At 69.9% G+C, this 24,189-nt stretch carries 23 protein-coding genes; 8 read left to right on the forward strand and 15 right to left on the reverse strand.

Features of this window, described 5'->3' with window-relative positions; all coding sequences use genetic code 11:
• Positions 1–138 precede the first annotated feature (138 nt).
• Genes QSK25_RS21100 through QSK25_RS21125 form a run of 5 tightly spaced genes read left to right on the forward strand, consistent with a single transcriptional unit; the run spans position 139 to position 5,693 of the window.
• Complete coding sequence (locus tag QSK25_RS21100) at positions 139–1,791, forward strand: ABC transporter substrate-binding protein (RefSeq protein ID WP_285640530.1); 1,653 nt, start codon at positions 139–141, stop codon at positions 1,789–1,791.
• Positions 1,788–2,849, forward strand: coding sequence for an ABC transporter ATP-binding protein (locus QSK25_RS45420; RefSeq protein WP_352236166.1), 1,062 nt, complete (start codon positions 1,788–1,790; stop codon positions 2,847–2,849). The genes QSK25_RS21100 and QSK25_RS45420 overlap by 4 nt, the downstream gene beginning before the upstream one ends.
• Positions 2,846–3,826, forward strand: a complete 981-nt coding sequence (locus tag QSK25_RS21115; RefSeq protein WP_285640531.1) for an ABC transporter permease — start codon at positions 2,846–2,848, stop codon at positions 3,824–3,826. The genes QSK25_RS45420 and QSK25_RS21115 overlap by 4 nt, the downstream gene beginning before the upstream one ends.
• Complete coding sequence (locus tag QSK25_RS21120; protein WP_285640532.1) at positions 3,826–4,707, forward strand: ABC transporter permease; 882 nt, start codon at positions 3,826–3,828, stop codon at positions 4,705–4,707. Before QSK25_RS21115 ends, QSK25_RS21120 begins: the two co-directional genes overlap by 1 nt.
• On the forward strand, positions 4,704–5,693 hold the full coding sequence (locus QSK25_RS21125) for an ABC transporter ATP-binding protein (protein WP_285640533.1): 990 nt from the start codon (positions 4,704–4,706) through the stop codon (positions 5,691–5,693). The genes QSK25_RS21120 and QSK25_RS21125 overlap by 4 nt, the downstream gene beginning before the upstream one ends.
• On the opposite strand, the gene QSK25_RS21130 is transcribed toward QSK25_RS21125, so the two are convergent.
• From QSK25_RS21130 to QSK25_RS21140, 3 genes are read right to left on the reverse strand one after another with little or no spacing between them, the layout of a single operon-like run.
• Positions 5,655–6,230 carry a biliverdin-producing heme oxygenase gene (locus QSK25_RS21130; protein WP_285640535.1) on the reverse strand — a complete coding sequence of 192 codons (576 nt, stop codon included), beginning with the start codon at positions 6,228–6,230 and terminating at the stop codon, positions 5,655–5,657. The genes QSK25_RS21125 and QSK25_RS21130 overlap by 39 nt on opposite strands.
• Positions 6,227–6,682: a response regulator gene (locus QSK25_RS21135; protein ID WP_285640536.1), complete on the reverse strand. Its 456-nt coding sequence runs from the start codon at positions 6,680–6,682 to the stop codon at positions 6,227–6,229. The genes QSK25_RS21130 and QSK25_RS21135 overlap by 4 nt, the downstream gene beginning before the upstream one ends.
• On the reverse strand, positions 6,664–8,577 hold the full coding sequence (locus tag QSK25_RS21140; RefSeq protein WP_285640538.1) for a PP2C family protein-serine/threonine phosphatase: 1,914 nt from the start codon (positions 8,575–8,577) through the stop codon (positions 6,664–6,666). The genes QSK25_RS21135 and QSK25_RS21140 overlap by 19 nt, the downstream gene beginning before the upstream one ends.
• Before the next feature lie 48 nt (positions 8,578–8,625).
• On the opposite strand from QSK25_RS21140, the gene QSK25_RS21145 reads away from it, so the two are divergent.
• Entirely contained in the window at positions 8,626–10,917 is a 2,292-nt protein-coding gene (locus QSK25_RS21145) for an ATP-binding protein (RefSeq protein WP_285640540.1), read from the forward strand.
• 53 nt (positions 10,918–10,970) lie between these two features.
• Positions 10,971–11,312 (forward strand): MmcQ/YjbR family DNA-binding protein, encoded by a 342-nt coding sequence (locus QSK25_RS21150; protein WP_285640542.1) that lies wholly within the window; start codon positions 10,971–10,973, stop codon positions 11,310–11,312.
• 1 nt (position 11,313) lies between these two features.
• On the opposite strand, the gene QSK25_RS21155 is transcribed toward QSK25_RS21150, so the two are convergent.
• From QSK25_RS21155 to QSK25_RS21195, 9 genes are all read right to left on the reverse strand, one after another.
• The gene (locus QSK25_RS21155) at positions 11,314–11,595 is read right to left on the reverse strand and encodes a DUF3040 domain-containing protein (protein WP_285640546.1); all 282 of its coding nucleotides are present in this window, start codon (positions 11,593–11,595) and stop codon (positions 11,314–11,316) included.
• Positions 11,596–11,668: 73 nt separating this feature from the next.
• Complete coding sequence (locus tag QSK25_RS21160; protein WP_285640547.1) at positions 11,669–11,917, reverse strand: hypothetical protein; 249 nt, start codon at positions 11,915–11,917, stop codon at positions 11,669–11,671.
• Positions 11,918–12,086: 169 nt separating this feature from the next.
• On the reverse strand, positions 12,087–13,391 hold the full coding sequence (locus QSK25_RS21165; protein ID WP_285640548.1) for an aKG-HExxH-type peptide beta-hydroxylase: 1,305 nt from the start codon (positions 13,389–13,391) through the stop codon (positions 12,087–12,089).
• Positions 13,388–14,851, reverse strand: a complete 1,464-nt coding sequence (locus QSK25_RS21170) for a radical SAM protein (RefSeq protein WP_285640549.1) — start codon at positions 14,849–14,851, stop codon at positions 13,388–13,390. The genes QSK25_RS21165 and QSK25_RS21170 overlap by 4 nt, the downstream gene beginning before the upstream one ends.
• A complete protein-coding gene (locus tag QSK25_RS21175) occupies positions 14,838–15,842 on the reverse strand; it encodes a radical SAM protein (RefSeq protein WP_285640550.1) in 1,005 nt (334 codons plus the stop codon). Before QSK25_RS21175 ends, QSK25_RS21170 begins: the two co-directional genes overlap by 14 nt.
• Positions 15,839–18,028, reverse strand: coding sequence for an LLM class flavin-dependent oxidoreductase (locus tag QSK25_RS21180; protein WP_285640551.1), 2,190 nt, complete (start codon positions 18,026–18,028; stop codon positions 15,839–15,841). The genes QSK25_RS21175 and QSK25_RS21180 overlap by 4 nt, the downstream gene beginning before the upstream one ends.
• Positions 18,025–19,278, reverse strand: coding sequence for an FxsB family cyclophane-forming radical SAM/SPASM peptide maturase (locus QSK25_RS21185; protein ID WP_285640553.1), 1,254 nt, complete (start codon positions 19,276–19,278; stop codon positions 18,025–18,027). The genes QSK25_RS21180 and QSK25_RS21185 overlap by 4 nt, the downstream gene beginning before the upstream one ends.
• Before the next feature lie 7 nt (positions 19,279–19,285).
• The gene (locus QSK25_RS21190) at positions 19,286–19,459 is read right to left on the reverse strand and encodes a hypothetical protein (RefSeq protein WP_285640554.1); all 174 of its coding nucleotides are present in this window, start codon (positions 19,457–19,459) and stop codon (positions 19,286–19,288) included.
• A 25-nt stretch (positions 19,460–19,484) separates the two neighbouring features.
• Entirely contained in the window at positions 19,485–19,631 is a 147-nt protein-coding gene (locus QSK25_RS21195) for a hypothetical protein (RefSeq protein WP_285640555.1), read from the reverse strand.
• Positions 19,632–19,919: 288 nt separating this feature from the next.
• Here QSK25_RS21195 and QSK25_RS21200 point away from each other — a divergent pair, with 288 nt between their 5' ends.
• A complete protein-coding gene (locus QSK25_RS21200) occupies positions 19,920–20,381 on the forward strand; it encodes a hypothetical protein (protein ID WP_285640556.1) in 462 nt (153 codons plus the stop codon).
• Positions 20,382–20,433: 52 nt separating this feature from the next.
• On the opposite strand, the gene QSK25_RS21205 is transcribed toward QSK25_RS21200, so the two are convergent.
• From QSK25_RS21205 to QSK25_RS21215, 3 genes are read right to left on the reverse strand one after another with little or no spacing between them, the layout of a single operon-like run.
• Positions 20,434–21,117, reverse strand: coding sequence for a response regulator (locus QSK25_RS21205; RefSeq protein ID WP_285640557.1), 684 nt, complete (start codon positions 21,115–21,117; stop codon positions 20,434–20,436).
• Complete coding sequence (locus tag QSK25_RS21210) at positions 21,114–23,684, reverse strand: DUF4118 domain-containing protein (protein ID WP_285640558.1); 2,571 nt, start codon at positions 23,682–23,684, stop codon at positions 21,114–21,116. The genes QSK25_RS21205 and QSK25_RS21210 overlap by 4 nt, the downstream gene beginning before the upstream one ends.
• The gene (locus tag QSK25_RS21215) at positions 23,665–24,189 is read right to left on the reverse strand and encodes a potassium-transporting ATPase subunit C (protein WP_285640559.1); all 525 of its coding nucleotides are present in this window, start codon (positions 24,187–24,189) and stop codon (positions 23,665–23,667) included. The genes QSK25_RS21210 and QSK25_RS21215 overlap by 20 nt, the downstream gene beginning before the upstream one ends.

Genomic DNA, 24,189 nt, shown 5'->3' on the forward strand with positions numbered 1-24,189 from the left:
CCCAAGAGGTCAGGCGTCTACTCTACGGCGACCAGAGGGCCACCACGGCCTCACCCGCGATGGCACGCGCGGTCACCTTCTCCCAGCGCTCACTTGATTCTTCTCGCTTTCGTTGGAGAACAAGGAGTTTCCATGAGAATGAGGCGTGTTTGCGCTGCCGTCACCGCGACCGCCCTGGCGTTCACCGGTGCCTGTTCGGCGACAAACCCGGGCAGCGGGGGCAACTCCGCCGGCGTGCTCAACGTGGGCATGCCGAACGGACCCCAAACGGAGAACAACAACCCGTTCCTCAACTCGTCGGCGTCCTCGTCGCTCGGCTACCGGCGGTTGCTCTTCGAACCGCTCGCCATGGTCAACGAGGTCAAGGTGACAGACCAGCCGAAGCCTTGGCTGGCAACGAAGTTCACCTGGTCGGACAACTACCACAAGCTGTCGCTCACCATCCGCGACGGCGTCTCGTGGTCCGACGGCAAGCCGCTGACGGCCGAGGACGTGGCGTACACCTTCGAGCTCCTCAAGAAGAACCCCGGGCTCAACATCGAAGGCGTGCCCTACCAGGACATCTCGTTCTCCGGCAGCGAGGTCACCGTCGGCTTCCCGAAGTCGCAGTTCGTCAACCAGAAGAAGATCCTCGAGCAGTTCGTGGTGCCCAAGCACCAGTGGTCGACGTTCGCCAACCCGTCGACCGAGACGCTGAAGGACCCGATCGGCAGCGGCCCGTACACACTGAAGTCGTTCACCCCGCAGACGGTGACGCTGTCGGTCCGGGACAAGTACTGGCAGGAGCTCCCGAAGGTCAAGGAGCTGCGCTACACCTCCTACAGCGACAACAACGCGCAGACCAACGCGCTCGCCACGGGCGCCGCGGAGTGGAGTTTCGTCTTCATCCCCAACTACGAGGCCGCCTACACCAGCAAGGACCCGAAGAACCACAAGCTGTGGTTCCCGCCGGTCCTCGGCGTGCACGGACTCTGGTTCAACACCAAGGCCAAGCCGTGGGACGACCCGGCCCTGCGCCGTGCCGCGAACATGGTCGTCAACCGCGACGACATCTTCACGCAGGGCGAGGCCGGCTACTTCTACCCGAAGGTCGACAACATCACCGGCATCCCGACGCCCGCCGGTGAGTCGTTCATCGCCCCGCAGTTCAAGGACAAGAAGGTGACCGTCGACGTCGAGGGCGCGAAGAAGGCGCTGACCGAGGCGGGCTACACGTTCGACGGGAACACGTTGAAGGGCAAGGACGGCGCGCCCGTCACGATCACGCTCACCGTCCCGTCCGGGTGGTCCGACTACGTCACCGACCTGGAGATCATCAAGGACAACTTCTCCAAGATCGGCATCAACGCCACGGTGAACCTGCAGAACGCCGACGCGTGGACCAAGGCGCTCGACGTGGGCGACTTCGGCGCCGCGATGCACTGGACCAACAACGGTCAGACGCTCTACGACATCTACCAGTCCATCATGGACGGTGCGCTGTACAAGCCGATCGGCACGCCCGGCGTCAACGGCAACTACGGCCGCTACGAGAACCCGGCCGCCACCAAGGCGCTCGACGACTTCGCGAACGCGGCCGACGAGTCGGTGCGCAACGCGGCGTTGCAGGAGCTGCAGAAGATCTTCGTGCAGGACATGCCGGTGATCATCACGTCGGCCGCGAACGGCGGCGGCCAGTACAGCACGAAGAACTGGGTGGGCTGGCCGAGCGACTCCGACCAGTACGCCCCCGTTCAGCCGACCCTCGAAAACGCCCTCGACATCGTGCTGAAGCTGAGGCCTGCCTCGTGACGGCCGAGGCAGCGCCGGCGGTCTCCGGGACGGTCTCTTCGGAGATCGTCCTGGAGGCCGACGGCCTCACCAAGCACTTCCCCGTCAGCAAGCCGTTCGCGCGCACGAAGAAGGCTGTGCGCGCGGTCGAGGGAGTGTCGTTCCAGCTGCGCAAGGCGAGCGTGACCGCGCTCGTCGGCGAGTCCGGCTCGGGCAAGTCGACGGTCGCCCGCCTGCTCGCCCAGCTCTACCCGCTGACGTCCGGCGAGATCCGGCTGCACGGCGCGAACGTCGCGGTACGAGGAGGCCTGACGCGCGGCAGGAAGTTCCGCGCGTACTGCCGCCGGGTCCAGATGATCTTCCAGGACCCGTTCGCCTCGCTGAACCCCGTGCACACCATCCGCTACCACCTGACCAGGGCGCTCACCATCCACGGCAACCGCGGCGACGACCTGGAGTCCTCGCTCGCGGACCTGCTGACCCGGGTGCACCTGACGCCCGCCGAGCGGTACCTCGACCGGTACCCGCACGAGCTCTCCGGCGGGCAACGGCAGCGCGTGGCGATCGCACGGGCGCTGGCGGCGAGCCCGGAGGTGCTGCTGGCCGACGAACCGGTGTCCATGTTGGACGTCTCGATCCGGCTCGGCGTGCTGAACCTGTTGCGGGACCTGAAGGAACGCCTGCACCTCTCGATCCTCTACATCACGCACGACATCGCGTCCGCCCGGTACTTCGCGGACGAGACGATCGTGATGTACGCGGGCCAGATCGTCGAGGGCGGCGACAGCGAGACCGTCACGCAACGACCCGCGCACCCGTACACGCAGTTGCTGATCGAGTCGGCACCCGACCCCGACAGGCCGGCGGTGGAGGACAAGGACGGCGGGTTCGGCGAGCCGCCGTCCTTGATCGAACCGCCGCCGGGCTGTCGGTTCCACCCGCGTTGCCCGCACGCGTTGGACGTCTGCCGCACGGACGTTCCCCCGCGCTTCGAGCTGGGTGACGGCCACTTCGCCGCCTGCTGGCTCTACGGCGACCACGGTGACCACGGCAACCACGGCGAGCGGGAGGCGTCGTGAGCTACCTGCTGAAACGCCTCGGCTTCTACCTGCTCACCGTCTGGGCCGCGGTCACGATCAACTTCTTCGTGCCGCGGATGATCCCCGGCGACCCGGTGCAGGCACTGATCACCAAGCAGCGCGGGCAGATGACCAGCGAGGCCGTCCGGTCGTTGTACGTCCTCTTCGGACTGGACAAGGACGAGAGCCTGGCCAGCCAGTACTTCTCGTACCTAGGCCAACTGCTGCGCGGTGACCTCGGGATGTCGTTCACGTTCTTCCCGAGCCCGGTGGCGGACGTGATCGGCGACGGCCTGCCGTGGACCGTCGGGCTGGTCGGCATCACGACCGTGATCGGCTTCTTCCTCGGCACCGCCGCGGGCGCCGTGGTGGGCTGGCGGCGCGGCACGTGGGCGGACTCGCTGATCCCGGTGACCACGTTCGTCTCGTCGATCCCGTACTTCTGGCTCGGCCTGGTGGCGATCGCGCTGCTCACCGGGCCGGGGAGCTTCTTCCCGGCGTCCGGCGCGTACGAGATCGGCCTCGTGCCCAACTGGGACTGGCAGTTCATCGGCAGCACCGTCCAGCACGGTCTGCTGCCGGCGTTCACGATCCTGGTGTCGTCGGTCAGCGGCTGGATCCTCAGCATGCGCAACATGATGGTGACGGTGTCGTCGGACGACTACGTCACCGTCGCGCACGCCAAGGGCCTGCCCGAACGCCGGGTGATGCTCGCCTACGCCGCCCGCAACGCGTTGCTGCCCAACGTGTCCGGCTTCGCGCTGGCGCTCGGGTTCATCGTCGGCGGCACCCTGCTGGTGGAGATCGTGTTCTCCTACCCCGGCCTCGGCCTCCAGCTGTTCCAGGCGGTCGGCGCCAAGGACTACCCGTTGCTGCAGGGCATCTTCCTCATCATCACGCTGTCCGTGCTGCTGGCGAACCTCCTCGCGGACGTCGCCTACCTGGCGCTGGACCCGCGCACCCGCAGGGAGGCCTGATGCGCCACAACCGCAAGGCGTTCATCGGACTCGTCGCCCTCGGTGTGTTCGCCGTGCTGGCGGTCGTCGGGCCGTGGCTCGCGCCGTTCGAACCGTCGATGCGCAGCAACGCCCTGCTGCAGCCGCCGTCGTCGGAGCACTGGTTCGGCACGACGCACCTCGGCCAGGACATCTTCAGCCAGGTCCTGGCCGGCACCCGCAGCGTCGTGTTCGTCGGGGCCGTCGCGGGCATCGTCGCGACCGTGCTGTCGGTGCTCGTCGGCGTCACGGCCGGGTACCTCAGCGGCTCGGCGGGCGAGGGGCTGTCCGCGCTGTCCAACGTGTTCCTGGTGATCCCGGCGCTGCCGCTGATCGTCATCATCACCTCGTCGCTGCCCGAGACGAGCAACCTCACGATCGCGCTGGTGATCGGCCTGACGTCGTGGGCCTGGAACGCCCGCGTGCTGCGTGCGCAGACGTTGTCGCTGCGGCGCAGGGACTACGTCGAGGCGGCGCGCGCGAACGGCGAGTCGACGTGGCGGATCGTCCTGTTCGAGATCCTGCCGAACCTGTACGCGGTGATCGCGTCCGGGTTCGTCGGCACGGTCCTGTTCGCGGTGATCTCCGAGATCACGCTGGCGTTCATCGGCGTGTCCGACGCGGGCGGCTGGAACTGGGGCACGGTGCTCTACTGGGCCCAGTCGCAGCAGGCGCTGGCGCAGGGCGCCTGGTGGTGGTTCGTGCCGGCCGGTCTCGCGATCGCGTTGCTCGGCACGGCGTTGTCGCTGGTCAACTTCGGCATCGACGAGTACGTCAACCCGCGCCTGCGCACCCGGTCGTCCCTGCGGGGCGTGCACATGCGCGTCGGCTTCACCCCCGTGCTGATCAAGGAGTCGTCATGAAGGAGCGCATCCTCGACGTGCGCGGGCTGAACGTCGGCTACGGCCTCGGTGACGACGCGGTGCGCGCGGTCCGCGACGTCGACCTGACCCTGCACAAGGGCGAAGTGCTGGGCCTGGCGGGAGAATCCGGCAGCGGGAAGTCCACTCTGGCCTACGGCATGACCAGGTTGTTGCCACCGCCGGGCGTCGTGACCGGCGGCGAGGTGCTGTACCACCTGGAGGACGGCTCGTCGGTCGACCTGCTGCGGTTGCCCGACGCCGACCTCCGCAGGCTGCGGTGGTCCGAGATCGCGATCGTCTTCCAGGGCGCGATCAACTCGCTCAACCCCGTGCAACGCATCTCCACCCAGCTGGTGGACGTCCTCAAGGCGCACTCCCCGCGCACGCCGCACCGCCTCCGCCAGGACCGGGCGCGGGAACTGCTGACGCTGGTCGGCATCGCGACGGACCGGCTGCACAGCTACCCGCACCAGCTCTCCGGCGGCATGCGGCAGCGCGTGATGATCGCGATGGCGCTCGCCCTGCAACCGCGCGTCGTGATCATGGACGAGCCGACCACCGCGCTGGACGTGGTGGTGCAGCGGCAGATCCTGCGCACACTGGTCGACCTGCGCGAACGGCTCGGGTTCTCGGTCGTGTTCATCACCCACGACCTGTCGCTGCTGGTGGAGTTCTCGGACCGGATCGCGATCATGTACGCGGGCCGGGTGGTCGAGGAGGCGCAGTCGGCGGACCTCTACCGCACTCCCCTGCACCCCTACAGCGACGGGCTGCTGCGGTCGTTCCCCGCGTTGAAGGGGCCGCGCCGCGACCTCGCGGGCATCCCCGGTTCGCCACCGGACCTGAGGACGATGCCGACCGGGTGCGCGTTCCACCCGAGGTGCCCGCGCGCGTTGGACGTCTGCGACAGCCAGACCCCGGCGTTGGGGCAGAGCAGGCAGAACCGGTCAGTGGCCTGCTGGCTGCACCCGGTGGCGGTGCCCTGACCAGGTGCGGAACGCCGAGAAGCAGGCGTTCGCCGCGTCGCTCGCCGCCGGGAACCCGGCGGCGGGCAGGGCGGCCTCCGCCATCGCTCCGAACCCGCGGAACCTCCGGCGCGCGTCCCCGTTCCCGCCGAAGAACGCGACCGGCACCGGCCCGAGGGCGTCCGCGACCCAGCGCGTGATCACCTGGCCGCCGAGCCGCGCGCCCTCGACGACGTACAGCGCGCCGATCAACCTCGGGAGCGTGCTCACGTCCGGTGGCACACATCGCCGCAACTCGTCGATCCGTTCCGCGCTCCAGTCGAGTCCGCTCAGGTCCGAACGGAGATGTGCCGCGCCGGGCAAAAGTTCCCAGTGCAGGTCGTGTGCCGCGATGGACGCGGCCAACGCCCGTTCGAGCGGTTCGTGGAACCCGAGGAAGGTCGCCAGCAGATCCTCGTACCGCGCGCGCGAGATCGTGTCCGGACCGATCCCGAGGTCGTCCTCCAGCGCGAGATGAGCCGCACGGGTCTCGGTGCGCAGGCGCGCGAGCAGGGTCATGAGTCCGCGCTGGGACGCACGAAGTCGTTGGTGTGCCAGTAGTCCACCGCACCCTGGAGCACCGTGCGGAACAGCGTGAAGTTCACCGGCTTGTAGACGTAGCTGTCCGCGCCGGCCTCGTAGCAGCGGTCGATGTCCGCCGAGGTCGTCGACGAGGTGAAGACGACGACGATCACGTCCTTCAGCCGGGGGTCGGGATCGGCGCGCAGGTCCGCGAGCACGCGGTAGCCGTCCACGCCCGGCATGTTCAGGTCGAGCAGCACCAGGGCCGGGAACGACCGGGTGCCGTCGCGCAGCCGGTCCGCGACCCGGTCTCCGTCGGGCAGGAACTCCAGCACGAGTTCGGGGTGCGAGCGGGACAGGGCGCGCTGGATGGCCTCCCGGTCCTCGTCGCTGTCCTCCACGACCAGCACGAGCTGTTCCTCGCCGGCCGTCACAGAACCTCCCACCACGTCTCTTCTCCCCGGTGGAACTCCACCCGCGCCCACTCGGCGTCGCCGTCCACGGTGACCCGCACGTCACCCGGTTCGAGCGAGGTGGTGAGGCGGTCCACCGGTCTGCCCAGCGACCGGACGGCCGCGAGTGCGGCGTCGAGCGCCTGTTCCGCCGGCAGTGTCGTGTCGAGGACCCGGTCGCCCCGGTACCGGATCAGCAGCACAGCCGCGTCGTCGTCCACGGCGTACCGGCCGTCGCCCGCGACCAGCGTGCTCGCCATCTGCGGCAACGGCAGTCGGTGCAACGCCGCCAGCGTGGGTTCCAGGTCGGTGTCGCCGAAGAACGCCCCGGCGGCGTCGCGGGCCTCGACCAGCCCGTCGGTGAAGAGGATCACCGCGTCGCCGGGCCGCAGCACGTCGTCGGCCGGGGTGAACCTCAGCTCGTCGAGCACGCCGACGAGCGGGCCCCGGCAGGTGCTCTCCTCGATCCCGCCGTCGCGGCGGATGATCACCGGTGGTGGATGGCCGGCGGTGAGCGCGCGCATCGGCAGACCGTCGGGGCCGGGCGTGCCGAACGTGATCGTGGCCAGCGTCAGGAACTTGGTGACCTCGTTGCGCAGCATCTTGGCGTTGAGCAGGCGCACCGCGTCCTCCGCGCGCCCGCCCTCCTCCAGGATCGTCTCGACGGTGTGCCGCGCCAGTCCGGTGAGGGCCGCGGCGGCGGCGCCTCGGCCGCACACGTCGCCGATGAGCGCGGTGAACCCGGTCGGCTGCCGGACGACGCCGTAGAAGTCGCCGCCGACCTCCAGCAGGTGGCCCGCGACGTTGTAACCGGTGGCGATCTCGACGCCGGGCAGGTCCGGCAGCACCGAGGGCAGCAGGTGCAGCTGGAGTTCCTCCACCTCCGCGCGCCGCTGGCTGTAGAGGGTGGCGTTGTCGATGGCGAGCGCCGCCCGTGCCGCGATGTCGCGGACGAACTCCCTGGTGGGCACGCGGCGCGCACCGGCCCGGTGAAAGAACGTCAGCACGCCGAGGACCCGGCTGCGGGCCTGCAGGACGGCGCTGGTCATCAACTCCAGCCCCACGTCGGCGGGCAGCAGCGACGGCATCGGGTCGATCTCGTCACCGGACGCCTGCACCCCGGCCCACCGACCCTGCCGAAGGTGCTCGTTGAGCAGGCGTTCCCGACGCACGTCCACGTGGGCCGCGGCGATCTGCACCAGCTTGTCGTCGCGCTGGACGTGCACGGCGGCGCCGTCGGCAAGGCCGGGCACCGCCATCCGCACGACCGCGCGGAGGGTCTCGTCGACGTCGAGCGACCGCGCGAGCCGCAGCGAGATCTCGGCCAGCACCGCGTCCGCCGCGAGCCTGGTGTCGAGCAACGCCTGGTCGGCGATCCGGTCGTCGGCCGCGATCACCACGTCGGCGACCTGCCCGAGCGCGGTCGCGACCGTCTCGGCCCCCGCCGCGGCGTCCAGGGTGACGAGCAGCAGGCCCCGGTCCCCCTCGGCGGCGCGGAACGCCGCGGCCACCACGACGGTGCCGCCGGCCTCGCGCATCCGTTCGGCCAGGTGCGGGGCGAACGCGGCCACCTCGGCCACGGTGAGGTTCGCGATCTTCGCCTGACCCTCGTCACGCGTCACGAGTTCGGGTGAAGTGGCCACCCACGGCAGCACGTCGGCGGCGAGCCCGGGCGGACCGCTGCGCACCCCGCCGTCGTGGTCGGCCCACCGGACGACCGGCACTTCCCCGGACGGGTGGATGCGGGCCCCGAGCACACCGCGGACGTGCGGCAGCTCCAGGAGCCCCAAGTAGAGTTCCTTCGCGAAGACCTTGGTGCTGCCCGCCGCGAACGCGGCCCGCCACAGGGCGTGCAGGAGGTCCGGCCAGGTCGGCACTCGTCTCTCGGTCACGCGGCCCGGCACCTCCTTTCCGCACGTCCACCGGGAGCTGGAACGAGTATGCACGACGATCAAGAGCGTTCCGGTACCGACGAGAGCGGACTCGGCGCCGAGTGGGCTCGTGTCGCGCAGGCGGAGGCCGAGGCGGGCGCGACGTCGTTCGACCTCACGGTGTGCCTGACCGAGCCGATCCACCTGCTGGGCGGCATCCAGTCCCACGGCGCGTTGCTCGCGGTGGACGGCTCCGGTGTGGTCGAGGTCGCCAGCGCCAACACGACGTCCGTGCTCGGCGTGGCGCCGGAAGCACTGCTCGGCACGCCGGTCGAGGCGTTGGTCGGCGCCGAGGGGCTGGCGGCGGTGCGGGCCACGCTGGAGGCGCCGACCGGGGACCGCGGGCTGACCGGGCTGGTGCTGCCCGCCTCCGGTGGTCACTTCGACGTCACGGTCTACCGCGCGGACGGCCGGACCGTGCTGGAGTTCGAGCCACGCCCGGCGCAGGAGGCGTTCCGCTTCTCCCAGTTCTTCCCCCGGCTGCGGGCCTCGCTGACCAAGCTCCAGCGCGAACGGACCGTCGTCGACGTGTGCGCCTCGGCGGTGGCCGAGATCCGGGCCCTGACCGGCTACGACCGGGTGGTCGCGTACCGCTTCGAGGGCCAGGCCGGTCCGGGCGAGGTGATCGCCGAGTCGGTGGCGGACGGGCTGGAGCCGTGGCTCGGCCTGTGGTTCCCGGCGACCGACATCCCGCCGCAGGCCAGGCGGCTCTACGAGCGCAACTGGATCCGGGTGATCCACGACGTGGACGACGCCACGGCCACGCTGCTCCCCCGGGTGCTGCCCGGCACGTCGGCGCCGCTCGACCTGTCCGACTCGTCGTTGCGCACGGTCTCGTCGTTCCACCTGGAGTACCTGCGCAACATCGGGGTGGCGTCCTCGATGTCGGTGTCGCTGCTGCACTCCGGTTCGTTGTGGGGGCTCATCGCCTGCCACGGCGTCGCGCCGCGGCGGCTCGACCCCGAGGTGCGCTCGGCCTGCGAGTTCTTCGGCGTGACGCTGTCGCTGCAGCTGGCCGCGCTGGAGGAGGCGCAGACGTCCCGTGCCCGCCACGACACCCGCACGGCGCTGTCGCGGCTGGTCACCGAGCTGAGCACGGACATCACCCAGTCCGTCTCGACCAGCGTCGACCTGCTGCACGAGCTGATCGACGCCTCGGCCGTCGTGCTGCGGCTGGAGGGTGTGACGACGATCGTGAGCGGCGATCCGGAGCTGCTGCTGCCGGGCCTTCACGCGTTGTGGGAGGTCGTGCCCGCGCTGGACGCCGGCGAGGTCTGGAGTGCCGACACGTTGTCCGCGCACTCCGACTCGCTGGCACCCCATGCCGAGCACCTCAGCGGGGCGCTGGTGCTGTCGTTGGCCAGCGGCACCGGCGACCTCATCGCCTGGGTGCGCCCGGAACGCCGCGCGAGCCGCACCTGGGCGACCGACCCGGACAAGCCCGTGCAGCTCGGCGAACGGGGCGAGCGCCTCACCCCGCGCGGCTCGTCGGCGGTCTACCGGGCCGTGACGCGCGGCCACTGCGTGCCGTGGACCGCCACGGACGAGGCGGTCGCGAGCGAGTTCGGCCGTGCCGTCAGCACGATGGTGCTGCGCCACCACGCGCGGCTGGCCTCGCTGAACGACGAACTCAGCCGCGCGAACCGCGACCTCGACACCTACGCGCACGTGGCCGCACACGAACTGAAGGAACCCCTGCGCGGCATCTTCAACTCGACGGCGTTCATCCGCGAGGACGCCACCGACCTCGACCCCACCACCGTCCGCCGCCTCGACACCGTGCAACGGCTGGCGCAGCGGATGGACGAGCTGATCAACTCGCTGCTGCACTTCGCCCAGTTGGGGCACGGGTCGTTGCGGCGTTCGGAGATCGACCTGCGCGACGCCGTGCTGGCGGCGCTGGAGGTCGCCGGTCCCCGGCTGACCGAGCGGGAGGTCTCCGTCGTGCTGCCCGAGCCCGGTCGGTACGTGTGGGCCGACGCCGACCGGCTGTCGGAGGTGCTGGTGAACCTGCTGGTCAACGCCGCCAAGTACGCGCGTGCCGACGGACCTCGGGTGGTGGAGGTGCTGGCCGTCGGCGACGCGGTGCACGTGCGGGACAACGGCATCGGCATCGCGCCCGAGCACCGGACCGAGGCGCTGCGGTTGTTCCGCCGGCTGCACAAGCGGGACGCGCACGGCGGCGGGCACGGCGCCGGCCTGGCGATCGTGCACCGGATCGTCGAGCGCCACGGCGGGGAGCTGTCGTTGCTCGACACCCCCGGTGGTGGCACGACCGTCGTGTTCACGCTGCCGCGCTGAGAGTTTCCCTTCGTCCAAGACAGGCCGGGCCGGTCGTTGCGACGATGGTGCGCATGGCTACCTGGGACGACGTGGTGACGATGGGCCTGCGGCTGCCGGAGGTCGCGGAGTCGACCTGGTACCGGACGCCCTCGCTGAAGGTGTCCGGCAAGGGGTTCGCCCGGTTGCGCAGCGAGGCCGAGGGCGGGCTCGTGCTGATGTGCGGCCTCGACGAGAAGGCGGCGCTCCTGGCGTCCGGCGATCCGGCGTTCTGCACAACGGCGCACTACGACGGGTACGGGGCGATCCTCGTCGACCTGGCCCGCGTCGATCCGGGCCGGCTCGCCGAACTCGTCGAGCAGGCATGGCGGATCAAGGCCCCGGCTCGCGTGCGCGGGGCGTTCGATCGCGGGTGACCTACTTCTGGTCGGCGCGCCAGGCCCGGACGGCGAACCACGCGAACACCGCGAGGAGCATGGCGGCGCCCAGCGCGGTGATCACCGGCAAGGCCAGGCTCACCCCGGTCATCACCACCACCAGGCCTGCCACGTAGAACGCCAGCACCCCGGCCAGGACCAGGGTTCGGTGCGGGATTCTCGGGGCCGGGCGGTTGAGCCTGGCCGCGAACTTCGGGTCGTCCTCGGCCAGTCTTCGCTCGATCTCTTCCAGTTCGCGCTGCTCGTGGTCCGGCAGTTTCACGTCCGGTCCTCCCGGTGGATCGCTCGGCGTTCACCTTCACCAACGCACGGGACCGGCTGAGGTTCCCCGTTCTCTACCGGTCCAGCCACAAACCAGCGCACACAGCCACCGCTGCCAGGACCACCACCACCCACGTCACGCGCAGCTTGAAGGCGAGCGACCTGGCGGTCCTCAGACTCGCCGGCTCATCCCTGACCAGTACGAACGCCACCAAAAAGGCCGCCGACCCCACCAGCAGGGACGCGCCTGCGAGCACCGACGCGCCGCCCACTCCCTGCATCGCAACCACCAACTCGTCGCCAGGCCCGGTGCGCGTGGCCACTCCTCAACGCACTCGATCACCTGCGAGCATATTGCTATTGCCAGATACTGGCGATAGCAGGTCGCAGCAGTGGATGCTCCGACACATCACCGGTTGCCGGAGCGTGTCCCCAGCGACGGGGACACCGCTCACCGGTTCCAGGCCCTGTGGGATGACCTGACCCCTGGCGTCACACGGACGACACGGGCTGATCGGACGCCCTCGAAAGCACCTCGGCCGAGAGAAGCAGGAAGTCCCGTCCGAAGGACAGCAGCTCGTCTGCGTCAAGCGCCTGGCGAATGCCGTACAGCACCTCTTCACGCTTGTTGTTCATGGTCGAGAGCAACGACGCCGCACTCGGTGCGTCCGCTCCCGGCCACGCATCCGCGCACCTCACCTGCCAGGCGGCCCGGTAGAACTCGGTGACCAAGGTGAACGCCGCGATTCCCTGGACCAGACCGCTGATGGGCCGCGGATCACGACGCCACGGTGCTTCGTAGCGCAGGTTGTCCGCCCTGTGCATCGGCCGGTCCCACAGAAGCGCTCGGAGCCGGGTGTGCGCGTGTTCGTGAACGAGCGATTCAGCGATCTGCAGCGGATCTTCCTCGCCGAGGCTGATGCCGAACGCCCCGACGGTGCGTTCGGCCGTGGAGCTGATCATTTCGAGTCGGCGCATGCCGTAGACGCGACCGTCGAGTTGTTCGTGCGGCACCAGCACCCGCAGCGCGCGCCGGACCTGGCGAGCGGCCGGCGGTTCGACGGACTCCAGCAGGGCTGTGCCGGCGTCCACCAGGTCGACCCAGTGCTGGGCTCTCGCCTCCCCTGCGCGGAGCGGTTCGACGGGCAGCGGCGTTTCACGCAGGCGCGGGTCGAGACCGTCCAGCACGAGCTCACCGAGCCGGGTCCGCGGCAACACGGTCGCGACCGCCGTACCCGTGCAGGTCACGCCGGTGTCGTCGTGTGCAAGAGCGGTGGGATCGATCTCGACCACGCCGGTGTCACCGGTGACCCGGAGACTGCCGTCGTCCAACGAGTCGACGACGCCGGCGCCGAGCCCGGTGACGACGACCCGGCCGAGGTGCAATGGCGCCACCCCGGCCGACCACCGCAGCGTGACATCGGGGTGCGCGAGCTGCGCCGCCGCCAGGAAGCCGCCCAGCGCGGAGACCGAGTCCGCGGTCGGCGGCCCGCAGAGCCAGCCTTCGAGAGCAGGAGACTCGAGCAGATGCTCCACCAACACCGACGGCGCCTCGGAAAGCACCTGCAGCAGGAGCGCGCACGCCCGGCGGCTGCGGTCGTCTGCCGCTGCCAGATGCGCGGGAACCCTGGCACGGAGGAAGGCCAGCCTCCTGCGGCGCAGCGAGTCGCGCAGCAGCGCATCGATCTCGGTGTCCTCCGCGTATCCGACGAACGAACGTAGGCAGTCGTCCGGCCAAGGAGCGGGATCGAGGTCCAATCGCGCGTGCAGCTGATCGCAGACGTGTTCGACGTTCACCTGGACTCGCTTTCGATGAGATGGTCCGGCCGCACCGAACACCTCTTGACGCGCCCGTTGACCAGACCGTCGGCACCGAGGGCAGCGGGTGCGATCACCTGACGCAGCAACACCTCGTGCATCACTTGGTAGGCGGTGCATTGCGGATCTGGCAGCGGAACGGTCCCGCGCGTGCCGTCGTGCCCCGACAAGGTGCAGCCGCCACCGCAGCTGCGCAGCCACGGACACCCCGCACAACTCTCCGGCACGGCGCGCAGGGAGTCGGCGAGCAGGAGCGGCAGGCTGAGCCGCCCAGGCGGCCGGAAACCGGTGCCGCCGGTGACGAACCGCGGACACGCGAACACCTCCCCGTCGCTCGCGACGACGTGCAGGCTCCTCCCAGAGCCGCACTGCCGTGAGGTGCACCCGTCCGCCCAGCCGCGTCGTTCGCCGAGGAGACGCTGGGCGAACTTGGCCGCGGACTGGTCGAGCGCTCCACCGGACTCGACCGCCGCGCGGATCGCCCGTTCCATGAACGACGCGTACTCGTCCGAGGTGACTCCCTCCCGGTCCCACGCGGTGGCCGCCTCGCCGTGCGCGAGCACCGGTTTGAGGAGGTAGGAGCCAGGTCGATGGGACAGCAGCTCCCCGACCACGAGTTCGGGCACCGCCACGTTGTGCCGGGCCACGGTCGCGATCAGGTGCGTACTCACGCCCGTCTTCGCGCACCGTTCGAGCGCTCGCACGGCGAGTTCGTGCGACCCCGCCCCGGTGCGGAACATCCGCGCCCGGTCGTGGTGGCGGGCCGGCCCGTCGAGGCTGAGGCCGACGGTGACTTCGTGCTGCGCCAGGAAGTCCACTGAGGACTGATCGAGGGTGGTGCCGTTGGTCTGGACGGTGAGCCGGACCTCGCCGGGACTGCTCGCCGCGACTTCACGCGTGTACGTCGCGAGGTGACGCCAGTGCGGGTTGCTGACCGCGATCTCACCGAGATCGACGATGATCTGTTCTTCCGGCCGTTGGAGCGCCGACCGGATGGCTTCCTCCGCGAGGGAGAGGTCGATCATCCGCTTCTTGGACGGTGTTTCGTGGCCCAGGTAGCAGTACGTGCACACCAGGTTGCATCCGCCGTTGAGCAGGAGCACGAGACCGTAGGTGTCACGACAGGCAGCGGCCTCGCCGGCGAGGTCGGCGTCGCCCAGGACGTGGCGGTCACCGTCCCGGAGCAGACCGCGCCGCCAGGCCTGCGTGGTCCACGCCGACCCGATGGCGTTGCTGAAACGACGTCCCTCGGTCAGCAGGCCCGCCTCGACGTCGTCGGTGACGCACCAACCACCGGTGTCGCTGTCGACGAGTGCGACCTGCCCGCCGGGCAACGGGAACCGGCTCAGCGGCGGCACCCGCAGCTCCCGGTCCGGTGCGACCGCCGTGGTGGCCCGCTGCCAGGCGGGTAGCGCGTTCGGGGGCTCAAGCCACCACATGAGGATCCCGGAAGACTTGACCGGCCGCGCGATCGCGCCACGGCTGGGCGCGGTTCACCCCGGTGCACAGCAGCTGGAACTTGCAGGTCCCGCACACCTCGTGGGTGAGCAGGCCGCCGCGGGCGGCGACGGCGTCGAAGCTGTCGGCGCCCGAGAGCAGATCGCCGACGGCGCCCAGCGACCGCGGGCGCAGCGGCGGGCAGGTGAAGGCCTCGCCGTCCGGGCCGACGCACATGTTCATGCTCGTCGGTGTCGCCGGGTTGGGTACGACGGACGCCGAGTCCGGCCACTCGTCGATCAGCACGGGACCCATGAGGACGATGCTGAGCCCGGTGGCCGCCTCGAGTGCCGCGGTCCGGCGGTACACCTCGCTCCAGCCGTCCGGTGTGAGACCGTGCGGAGTGCGCCGCGCACGTCCGATCGCGGCGTGGGGGAACACGACCACGACGCGAGACCCGAGCTCGCGCGCCTGGTGCGCGAGCTGCTCGAGCTCGTCGGCGTTGCCTTCGTGCAGAACGACCTGCACACCGTCGACCCGCCCGCCTGCAGCACGGAGCCGCTCCAGATTTCGCCACGTGCGTGCCCACGCGCCCTGGCCACGCATCCAGTCGTGGGTCCGCGCGCTCGCGCCGTCCAGACTGACGTGGTAGCCGAAGGCGTGGCTCTGCCGCTGCAGGCGGGCGACCGCGACGCGATCGGGTTCGCGCATGACCAGACCGTTGCTCACCAGGCACACCTGGTCGAAACGCAGGGCACACGCGTGCTCGGTGAGGTCCATCACGCCGTGGCGCAGCAGCGCCTCACCGCCGGAGATGGTGAGCGAGCGGACACCCGCACCGTCGAGCAGCGTGGTGAACGCCTTCCAGTCGTCGATCGTCAACTCCGTCCCGGCCGGCGAGTCCTCCTCCGGCACCGCGCAGTGGCGGCAGGCCAGGTTGCACCGCTCGGTGACGATCAGCTGCACGTTGTGCGGGTAGGCGCCGTTCTTCATGTCGTGACCGGGGAGTCGATGCCGGGCCTGCCGTCCGGCAGCAGGCCGGTGAGGTCCGCGATCGCGGCATCGACCGACCAGGCGCCACCGAGGTGACCGGCCAGTTCGGCCAGATCGATGCCGAAGAACGCCGCGGGGCCGTGCACCAGCATCCCGAGTTTCTGCCGGTCGTCCAGGTCGGTGCGATCACGCACGATGATGATCGGGTCGGGCCACGACCCGTCCTGGTGGGGCCAGTCGCTCGCGAACAGGAACCTGTCGGCACCGATGAGGTCCAACGTCGGCGCGAGTCCGGCGTCACCGGGTTCGCCGGAGATGACGCACTGGTCGAGGAACTGCCGCACTGGCGACCGGCTGGGCACGCGGGAGACCAGGGCCATCTTGCGGTACGTGGCGTCCAGTCTGCCGAGCCAGTGCGGGAGCCAGCCGCAGTCGGCCTCGAAGAGCCCGACCCGGAGCGCGGGATGGCGGTCGAGCACGCCGCCGTCGATGAGCTGGAGCAGTGACAGCTGGTGCTGCAACGGGTAGCCCATCTGCCACTGGGTCCGGTTCGCCCACAGCCGCCCCACCCGCAAGCAGTTGTTCGCGGGGTTCACCGCGTGCAACACCACCGGAACGCCGAGCTCGCCGAACGCCTCCCACAGCGGGTCGAACTCGGGGTCGCTGAGCCGTACGTCGGGTGCCGTCGTCGGAGGCAGCATCCCCGTGCACGCACCCTGGTCCACCGCCTTGCGCAGTGCCGAGACCGCGCCGTCGACTTCACGGGTGGGGAGCAACGCGCCCCACCGCAGGCGAATCGGGTCGACCGAGCAGAACTCGGCCATCCAGGCGTTGTAGACCTCGGCATAGCAAGCCTGCAGCTCCGCACTGTCCACATCGCACAGGCCGAGCATCATCGACGGGAAGAGCACGCTGACCGCGATGCCCTGCTCGTCCATCACCTCGAGTCGCCGGTGCGGCTCCCACACGCCGCTGTCGACCTCGTGGTCGAAGTCGACGTCGAGCCTGCCTCCCTCGGCGGCGGCGCCCGGCGTGCTGAGCGTTCCCGTGGTCCACTCGGCCTTGATCCGCCTGCCTTCGAACCAGAGGACCTCACCGTCCTCTTCAGACACTTCGCGGCGCCACACCCGGTCCCGGAACTTCTCCGGAATCCGTTGCCACAGCTCGAACGGCTCCACGACGTGGCAGTCGGCGTCGATGATCGGCAGCCGCGTCGGGGCGGCCTCCCGAGGCGTGTGGCGCGTCGGCGAGAACTCGTCCTGCACCGCGCGGAGGTGGGGAGCGACGGTGGCGAGCCACGCCGCCCAGTCCCGCGGCCGGCTCGCGCTCAGCATCACGAACTTCGTGAGGCCGCCGGCGACGTGAGCGGCGATGAGTTCCCGGAGCGCGTCGAAGCTGTCCGCGACGAGCGACTCGACCGGGAGGTCCGGTCGATGCCGCCGCAGCACCTGGGCGAGTTCGTCGGGTACGCCGTCCGTAGCCAGGAAGACCATCGTGCCGAAGTGTCCCTGGTCGATCACCCTGCCGTGGCGGTGCGCCTCCGCGTTGATCGTCTGACGGGCCCGCGCGGTCTCCGCGGGACTCAGGAAGCTGCCCAGCCAGCCGTCGCCCAGCCGTCCGGCGCGGCGCAGCTCGGTGGTGCTCATTCCGCCCAGCCACAGGTCCAGGCACCGCGTGGGCTGCGGCCCGACGGAGATCCCGTCGTAGCGGTGGAACTCTCCTTCGTGCGTCACGGTCTCGCCGGACAGGAGACGCCGCACCAGCGGGAGCGCCTCGTCCATGCGGCGGGCGCGCTCGTCCGCGCGAACGCCGAACGCCTGGTGTTCCTCGTCCTCCCGGGTACCGAGGCCGAACACCGGCAGCATCCTGCCTCCGCTCAACTGGTCCAGGGTGCCGAGGTCCTGGGCGAGCAACGCGGGCTCGCGGCCCGGCACGACGGCGACGCTGGTGCCGAGCTTGATCCTGCGGGTGCGGCCGGCGGCGACAGCCAGCCCGACCAGCGGGGAGAACACGTCCGTCGTCGCGTGCTCGCTCAGCCACAGCGAGTCGATTCCGAGCTCCTCGCAGGCGTCGACGACGCAGCCGAACTCCGCGGCGTCGCGGACCATCCGGTGCAGACCCAGCCCCAGCCCGATCCGAACGGCGTCCACCGCGACGACCGGGGTCTTGCTGTCGAGAGCGGTCATCGGTTGCTCTTCTCCGGCTCGAAGGCGGTGCGGACGACGTCGAGGTCGAGCCCGCGCTGGACCAGTTGGGCCGTGACCCGTCGTTCGACGTGGGAGATCAACGCGTACAGGTCGGCGCAGTACACGGAGGGGTTGAGGAACCCGGTGCCCGGCCGGTACCGATGCGAGTAGAGGCCACCGCCGCAGACCTCGGCGAACTTGCAACGACGGCAGGTGTCGCTCAGCGCGTCGGCACCGATCTGGCGCGCCGTGACGCCGGGCAAGGCGAGCACGTCGTCCAGCGGGTGGTCGAACGCGTTGAGCCCGGTGGCCGCGGCACCCTCGTAAGCCGCCTTGAGACTGTCGACCTGTTCGTAACTCCCGTCCGTCTCCACCACCAGCAACCCGACCGGGCGGAGTCCGAACGACTCGTAGCTGATACGGCCGCCGAGCAGGAGGTTGATCACGTCCTCGAAGATCCGCACCCCGGCCTGTTTCACCGGCGCGTCGAACCACTCGTCGAAGATCGGCAGGAGCCAGTCGGCGTAAGGCGTGGCACCGTCGCCGGGAGTCAGACCCGGAGGCGGGTTCGTCCAGGTGCCGTGCGGCAGCAGGAAGTCGACCTGGGGAGTGCCGAGCTCCAGCATGCTGTGCCAGACCCGCAGAGGGTCCGACGGGAGCTGGATGGTGCACAGCACGCCACCGAAGGCGGCGCGGTGCTCCGGGCGCAGCATCGTCCGCACCCCCGCGGACGCGGCTCGGTAGCTCGACCTGCCGTTGCGGAATCGGCGGTGCAGGTCGTTCGCCGCCTCGTCACCGTCGAGGCTCACCCCGACGCAAACCCCTTCGCGCACGAGGAACGCGGCCGTCTCCTCGTCGAGGAGCACGCCGTTCGTCTGAAGGGAGAACCTGACGCGCACATCGCCGAGTTGCTCGCGCACAATGGAGATGAACCGCTCCAGGTAGTCGCGCCCGCACAGGAGTGGTTCTCCACCGTGCATGCTGATGCTGACCTGCTCGAGCCCGTGCAGGGCGGAGTGCTCGCCGATCCGCGCCGCCGCCGCGCGCACGGTCCGTTCGGACATCCTGTTCGGCTGCTGCCGCCAGCTGGAGTCGGCGAGGTGGTAGACGTAGCAGTAGTCGCAGTTGAGGTTGCACCGCGACTGGACCTTGAGGATGAACTCGCTGAGCGGCCGCGGCTGCCAACCGTGCCGTATCAGCTCTGCGGCATCGACCGCGCCGTTGTCCGGCCACTCACCGATCGGCTTCATCCCCGGCTCACCACGGGTTCGACGAGTGCGTGTTCGTGTGGTCGGTGTGGGCGTTGATCTCGTCGGCGCCGCCGTCCCGCTCACGGCCCAACCGCACGAGCGCCCGCTCGATCGCGCTTTGCCCGGCCTGCTCACCGCTGAGGACGGTGCCGGCAGCAGCCGTACTCCCCTGTGACGTCATGGTGGCCCCCGCAAGTCGTGGTTCACTACCAAGGATTCGACGAGAACGCGGTGTGATCGGTGTGCGCGGTGGCCTCGACCTCCGGTTGGCTGTTTTCTCGCTCACGGCGTTCGACAGCGATGGTCAATGCACTTCGGCCGGTCTCGGTCGATTCGTCTTCCTCACCCGTCATCGGCTCCTCCCTTCGAGCGAAGGGGAGCTTCCCACGGCCCCGAACGAGGGGACCACACCTCGTGGGAGACTGACATCTTTCTGTCCAGAACGGTGTCAACTTCCTGCCACGGCAAGGACAACCCGTCTTTCAGTGGACAAACACCGGACACGCGCGCCCCTGCCCGTAACGATTGACAGGCGATCGGCGACCAAGAAATTCCAGGCGCCGAGCGATGTTCCCGCGATTCGCTTCACCGATGTGTTGTACGGCAACCGACCGTCTTCGTGACCACCGCGAAAGGCACCCGTGGACCCCACTGACGAGGCTCTGATCCGACTCAACCGCGCGTACATCAACAGTCTGACGGAAGAGTTCGTGCGGATCGTCATGGTTGCGCACCGGCCTTCGTTCGACCAGGGCGTGGCCCACGCCCGTCACGTTCAACGACCGGTCAGCGTTCCCATCCCAGAACTGGACAACTCCTTCGAGATCCAATACCGGCCTGACGGACTGATCTGGCAGTTCCTCGTCACTCCGGAACACGACCACCTCTTCGAGTTGTCCCACATGGACAGGTGGTTCCTGTACCGGCTCGAAGGCACCACGTGGCGCGCAGTCTCCGCCGACGGCGGACCGCTTCCTGACATGTCGCTGCACGACCTGAAGCTGGCTGCCATCGACGTACGGCGGCTGCTCGGCGACTACCTGCGAGTTCACCACCTGCCACTGCCGCACGATTCCGGCTTTCTCACACAACAACAGGCATGATGCTCTCCAGCCTGGGCGCCAACTCATGAACTGAAGCTGTTGTCACCCCGCCTCAAGCCTGGAAGCGGTAGCCCATCCCCGGCTCGGTGATCAGGTGCTGCGGGTGCGAGGGGTTGTTCTCCAGCTTGCGGCGCAGCTGCGCCATGTACACCCGCAGGTACTGGGTCTCGTTGAGGTGCTTGGGACCCCACACCTCCTGCAGCAGCTGCTTCTGCGTCACCAGGCGGTCCGGGTTGCGGGCGAGGATCTCGAGGATGCCCCACTCCGTCGGGGTGAGGTGCACCTCGCGGTCGCCCCGGTGCACGCGCTTGACGGTGAAGTCGACCGTGAAGGTGGCGGTGTGGACGAGTGGTTCGTCCGGGATGCGGGTGGTGGTGGACTTCCTGCGCACCGCGGCGCGCAGTCTGGCGAGGAGTTCGTCCATGCCGAACGGCTTGGTCACGTAGTCGTCGGCGCCCGCGTCCAGGGCCTCCACCTTGGCGGCTGAGTCCGTGCGGGCCGAGAGGACGATGATCGGGGCGGTGGACCAACCTCGCAGGCCCGCGATCACGTCGACGCCGTCCAGGTCCGGCAGGCCGAGGTCCAGGACGACCACGTCCGGTTTGGTCTCCACGGCCACGGTCAGTGCGGTCTTGCCGTCGTAGGCCGTCATGACGTCGTAGCCGCGGGCGCTCAGGTTGATTCTCAGGGCTCGGACGATCTGCGGTTCGTCGTCTACCACCAGCACTGAGGTCATGTGTGGTTCTCCTTGTGCACCGGCAACGAGATGACGACGGTCAGGCCCCCGCCGGGGGTGTCTTCGGCGGTGATCTCGCCGCCCATCGCGTTGGTGAACCCCTTGGCCACGCTCAGGCCCAGGCCCACTCCCGGGGTGGCGTCCCGGTCGCCCAGGCGCTGGAACGGGGTGAAGACGCCTGCGAGGGCCTTCTTGTGCAGGCCTGGGCCGTGGTCGACCACGCGCAGTTCCACGAAGGAGCCGTGGGTGCTGGCGCGGACCGCGACCTCTGGTTCGTCCTGGGTGATCCGGCCGTCGCCGTCCACGTCCACGGTGCGGCGCGGGGTCATGCGGCCGTGGCGGAGCGCGTTGTCGATCACGTTGGCCACCACGCGTTCGAGCAGGCCCAGGTCCGCGTCCACGGCCGGCAGGTCCTCGTCCACGTCGACCGTGACGGCGCGGCGTTCGTCCACTGCGGACAGTGCGCGCGCCACCACCTCGTAGTAGCCGACCGGACGCATCAGCGGAGTCACGGAGCCGGTGGCGAGGCGGGAGGAGTCCAGGAGGTTGTCGACCAGGGCGTTGAGGCGGTCGGCGGACTCCTCCACGGTCTCCATGAGGTCGTTCACGTCCTCGAAGGACAGGGCCAGGTCGTGGTCGCGGAGGCTGCCTATCGCGGCCTTGATGGACGTCAGGGGCGTGCGGAGGTCGTGGCCCACACCGGAGAGCAGTGCGGTGCGCAGTTCGGTGGTCTCGACCTTGCGCTGGGCGTCGCGGGTCTCGTCGGCCATTCGTTGTTGCCGCAACGCCATCAGGGCCTGGCCGGCGGCGGCTTCGAGGACGCGCTGGTCGCTCGCGGGCAGGGTTCTGCCCTTCAGGGCCAGGTGGATGTCGGCGGTCACGGCGATGTCGGCGTCGGCGTCGTCCGGCTCGTCGCACGGGCGGGCGCCCACGCAGGCCACGCGTTCCCAGCCGGGGCCTCGTTTCTCCAGCAGGGCCACGGAGTCCAGGCCGAAGTTCTCGCGGATCTTCTCCAGCAGGCGGGCCAGCGGGTACGGGGAGGTGAGGACGGTGCGGGAGTAGGAGGCCAGCAGCGCGGCCTCGGTGCGGGCCCGGGCGCCCTGCTCGGCCAGGCGGGCCGCCCGGTCCACGACCAGGGCGACGATCACCGCCACGATCACCATGGCCGCCAGCGTGATCACGTTCTCCGGCGAGTTCACCGCCAGGCTGTAGTAGGGCTCGGTGAAGAAGTAGTTGAGGAGCCCGGCGCCGAGGAACGCGCTCACCAGCGCGGGGCCGAGTCCGCCGATCAGCGCGACCACGCAGGTGGCCAGCAGGAAGCCCACGAGGTCGGTCGAGTAGGTGACGTCGTCGCGCCAGGACATACCCAGCACCGTCGTCAGCGCGGGCAGCAGCAGCGAGGCCGCCCAGCCCGCCAGTTGCCGGGACGGGCTCAACGCGTTGCGGCCGATCTTCCAGCGCAGCACGCGGTGCGACTCGTCGTGCGTGACCATGTGCACGTCGATCGCGCCGGACTCCTGCACGACCGACGCGCCGATGCCCTCGTCGAACGCGCGCGCGAGCCGGGAGCGGCGGGAGGTGCCGAGCACGAGCTGGGTCGCGTTGACGCCGCGGGCGAACTCCAGCAGCGCCGTCGGCACGTCGTCGCCGACGACCTGGTGGAACGTCGCGCCGACGTCTTCGGAGATCCTGCGGCACTTCGCGATCAGCTCGGGGGTCGCGCCGGTGAGGCCGTCACCGCGCAGCACGTGCACCACCAGCAGTTCTGCCCCGGCGCGCAACGCGATCCGGCGCGCGCGGCGGATCAGGGTCTCGCTCTCCGGGCCGCCGGTGACCGACACGACGACCCGCTCGCGCGTCTCCCACGTGTCGGTGATCCGTTGTTCGGTGCGGTAGCGCTGCAGGGCCACGTCGACCTGGTCGGCCACCCACAGCAGGGCCAGTTCGCGCAACGCCGTCAGGTTGCCGACCCGGAAGTAGTTGCCCAGCGCGGCGTCGATCTTGTGCGCGGCGTAGACGTTGCCGTGCGCGAGCCGGCGCCGCAACGCCTCCGGGGTGATGTCGACCAGTTCCAGCTGGTCGGCTCCGCGCACCACCTCGTCCGGCACGGTTTCCCGTTGCGGCACACCGGTGATGCGCTCGACGACGTCGTTGAGGGACTCCAGGTGCTGGACGTTGACCGTGGACAGGACGTCGATGCCGGCGTCGAGCAGTTCCCCGACGTCCTGCCAGCGCTTCTCGTTGCGCGAGCCGGGCACGTTGGTGTGCGCCAGTTCGTCCACGACGGCGACCTCGGGGGCGCGGGCCAGCAGGGCGTCGACGTCCATCTCGGAGAAGTCGACGCCCCGGTGCCGGAACTCCCGGCGCGGCAGGACCTCCAGGCCCTCCACGAGGTTCTGGGTCTTCTCCCGCCCGTGCGTCTCGACGAGGCCGACGACCACGTCGGTGCCGCGCTCCCGGCGCCGGTGGGCCTCGCCGAGCACGGCGAAGGTCTTGCCGACACCGGGAGCCGCGCCGAGGTAGATCCTCAGCTCGCCGCGGCGACGCTCAGGCCGCGTCGAGGGCACGGTTGAGCGCCGTCACGTTGACGGTGGTGGTGAACGTGCCCTCGGTGGCGGCCGCCACCAGTTCCCGCACCTTCTCCACGGGCAGGCCGGACACCCTGGCCACGCGGGGAACCTGGATCTCGGCGTAGGCCGGGCTGATGTGCGGGTCGAGGCCCGAGGCCGACGCCGTGACGGCGTCCTGCGGCACCTGGTCCTCCGCGACACCCTCGCGCCGCGCGATCTCCGTCCGGCGTTCGGCGATCACCTTGGTGTAGTCCTCGTTGATCTCGCTCTTGTTGGTACCACCGGACGCGGGCAGCGTCGCGGCGGACGGGCGCGGCACGAAGTACTCGTCACCCTCCCGCACGACGGCCACCAGCGAGGTGCCGGACGCCTCGGCGTTGGCGTGCAGGCCGGGGACGCGCGAGACGCCCCACACCACGGCCGGGTAGGCCACGCCGAGGATCACGGTGAGCGCCAGCAGGACCCGCAGTCCCGCCCACGCCTGCTTGAAGAAGTTGTCCAT

This window comes from Lentzea sp. NBRC 102530, from assembly GCF_030269365.1.
GTDB lineage: Bacteria > Actinomycetota > Actinomycetes > Mycobacteriales > Pseudonocardiaceae > Lentzea.

Coding starts and splice junctions, on each gene's coding strand:
- QSK25_RS21100 (WP_285640530.1), top strand. CDS start 139: ATGAGGCGTGTTTGCGCTGCCGTCACCGCGACCGCCCTGGCGTTCACC.
- QSK25_RS21120 (WP_285640532.1), top strand. CDS start 3,826: ATGCGCCACAACCGCAAGGCGTTCATCGGACTCGTCGCCCTCGGTGTG.
- QSK25_RS21125 (WP_285640533.1), top strand. CDS start 4,704: ATGAAGGAGCGCATCCTCGACGTGCGCGGGCTGAACGTCGGCTACGGC.
- QSK25_RS21130 (WP_285640535.1), bottom strand. CDS start 6,230: ATGACCCTGCTCGCGCGCCTGCGCACCGAGACCCGTGCGGCTCATCTC.
- QSK25_RS21145 (WP_285640540.1), top strand. CDS start 8,626: ATGCACGACGATCAAGAGCGTTCCGGTACCGACGAGAGCGGACTCGGC.
- QSK25_RS21150 (WP_285640542.1), top strand. CDS start 10,971: ATGGCTACCTGGGACGACGTGGTGACGATGGGCCTGCGGCTGCCGGAG.
- QSK25_RS21170 (WP_285640549.1), bottom strand. CDS start 14,851: ATGTGGTGGCTTGAGCCCCCGAACGCGCTACCCGCCTGGCAGCGGGCC.
- QSK25_RS21175 (WP_285640550.1), bottom strand. CDS start 15,842: ATGAAGAACGGCGCCTACCCGCACAACGTGCAGCTGATCGTCACCGAG.
- QSK25_RS21180 (WP_285640551.1), bottom strand. CDS start 18,028: ATGACCGCTCTCGACAGCAAGACCCCGGTCGTCGCGGTGGACGCCGTT.
- QSK25_RS21185 (WP_285640553.1), bottom strand. CDS start 19,278: ATGAAGCCGATCGGTGAGTGGCCGGACAACGGCGCGGTCGATGCCGCA.
- QSK25_RS21190 (WP_285640554.1), bottom strand. CDS start 19,459: ATGACGTCACAGGGGAGTACGGCTGCTGCCGGCACCGTCCTCAGCGGT.
- QSK25_RS21195 (WP_285640555.1), bottom strand. CDS start 19,631: ATGACGGGTGAGGAAGACGAATCGACCGAGACCGGCCGAAGTGCATTG.
- QSK25_RS21205 (WP_285640557.1), bottom strand. CDS start 21,117: ATGACCTCAGTGCTGGTGGTAGACGACGAACCGCAGATCGTCCGAGCC.
- QSK25_RS21215 (WP_285640559.1), bottom strand. CDS start 24,189: ATGGACAACTTCTTCAAGCAGGCGTGGGCGGGACTGCGGGTCCTGCTG.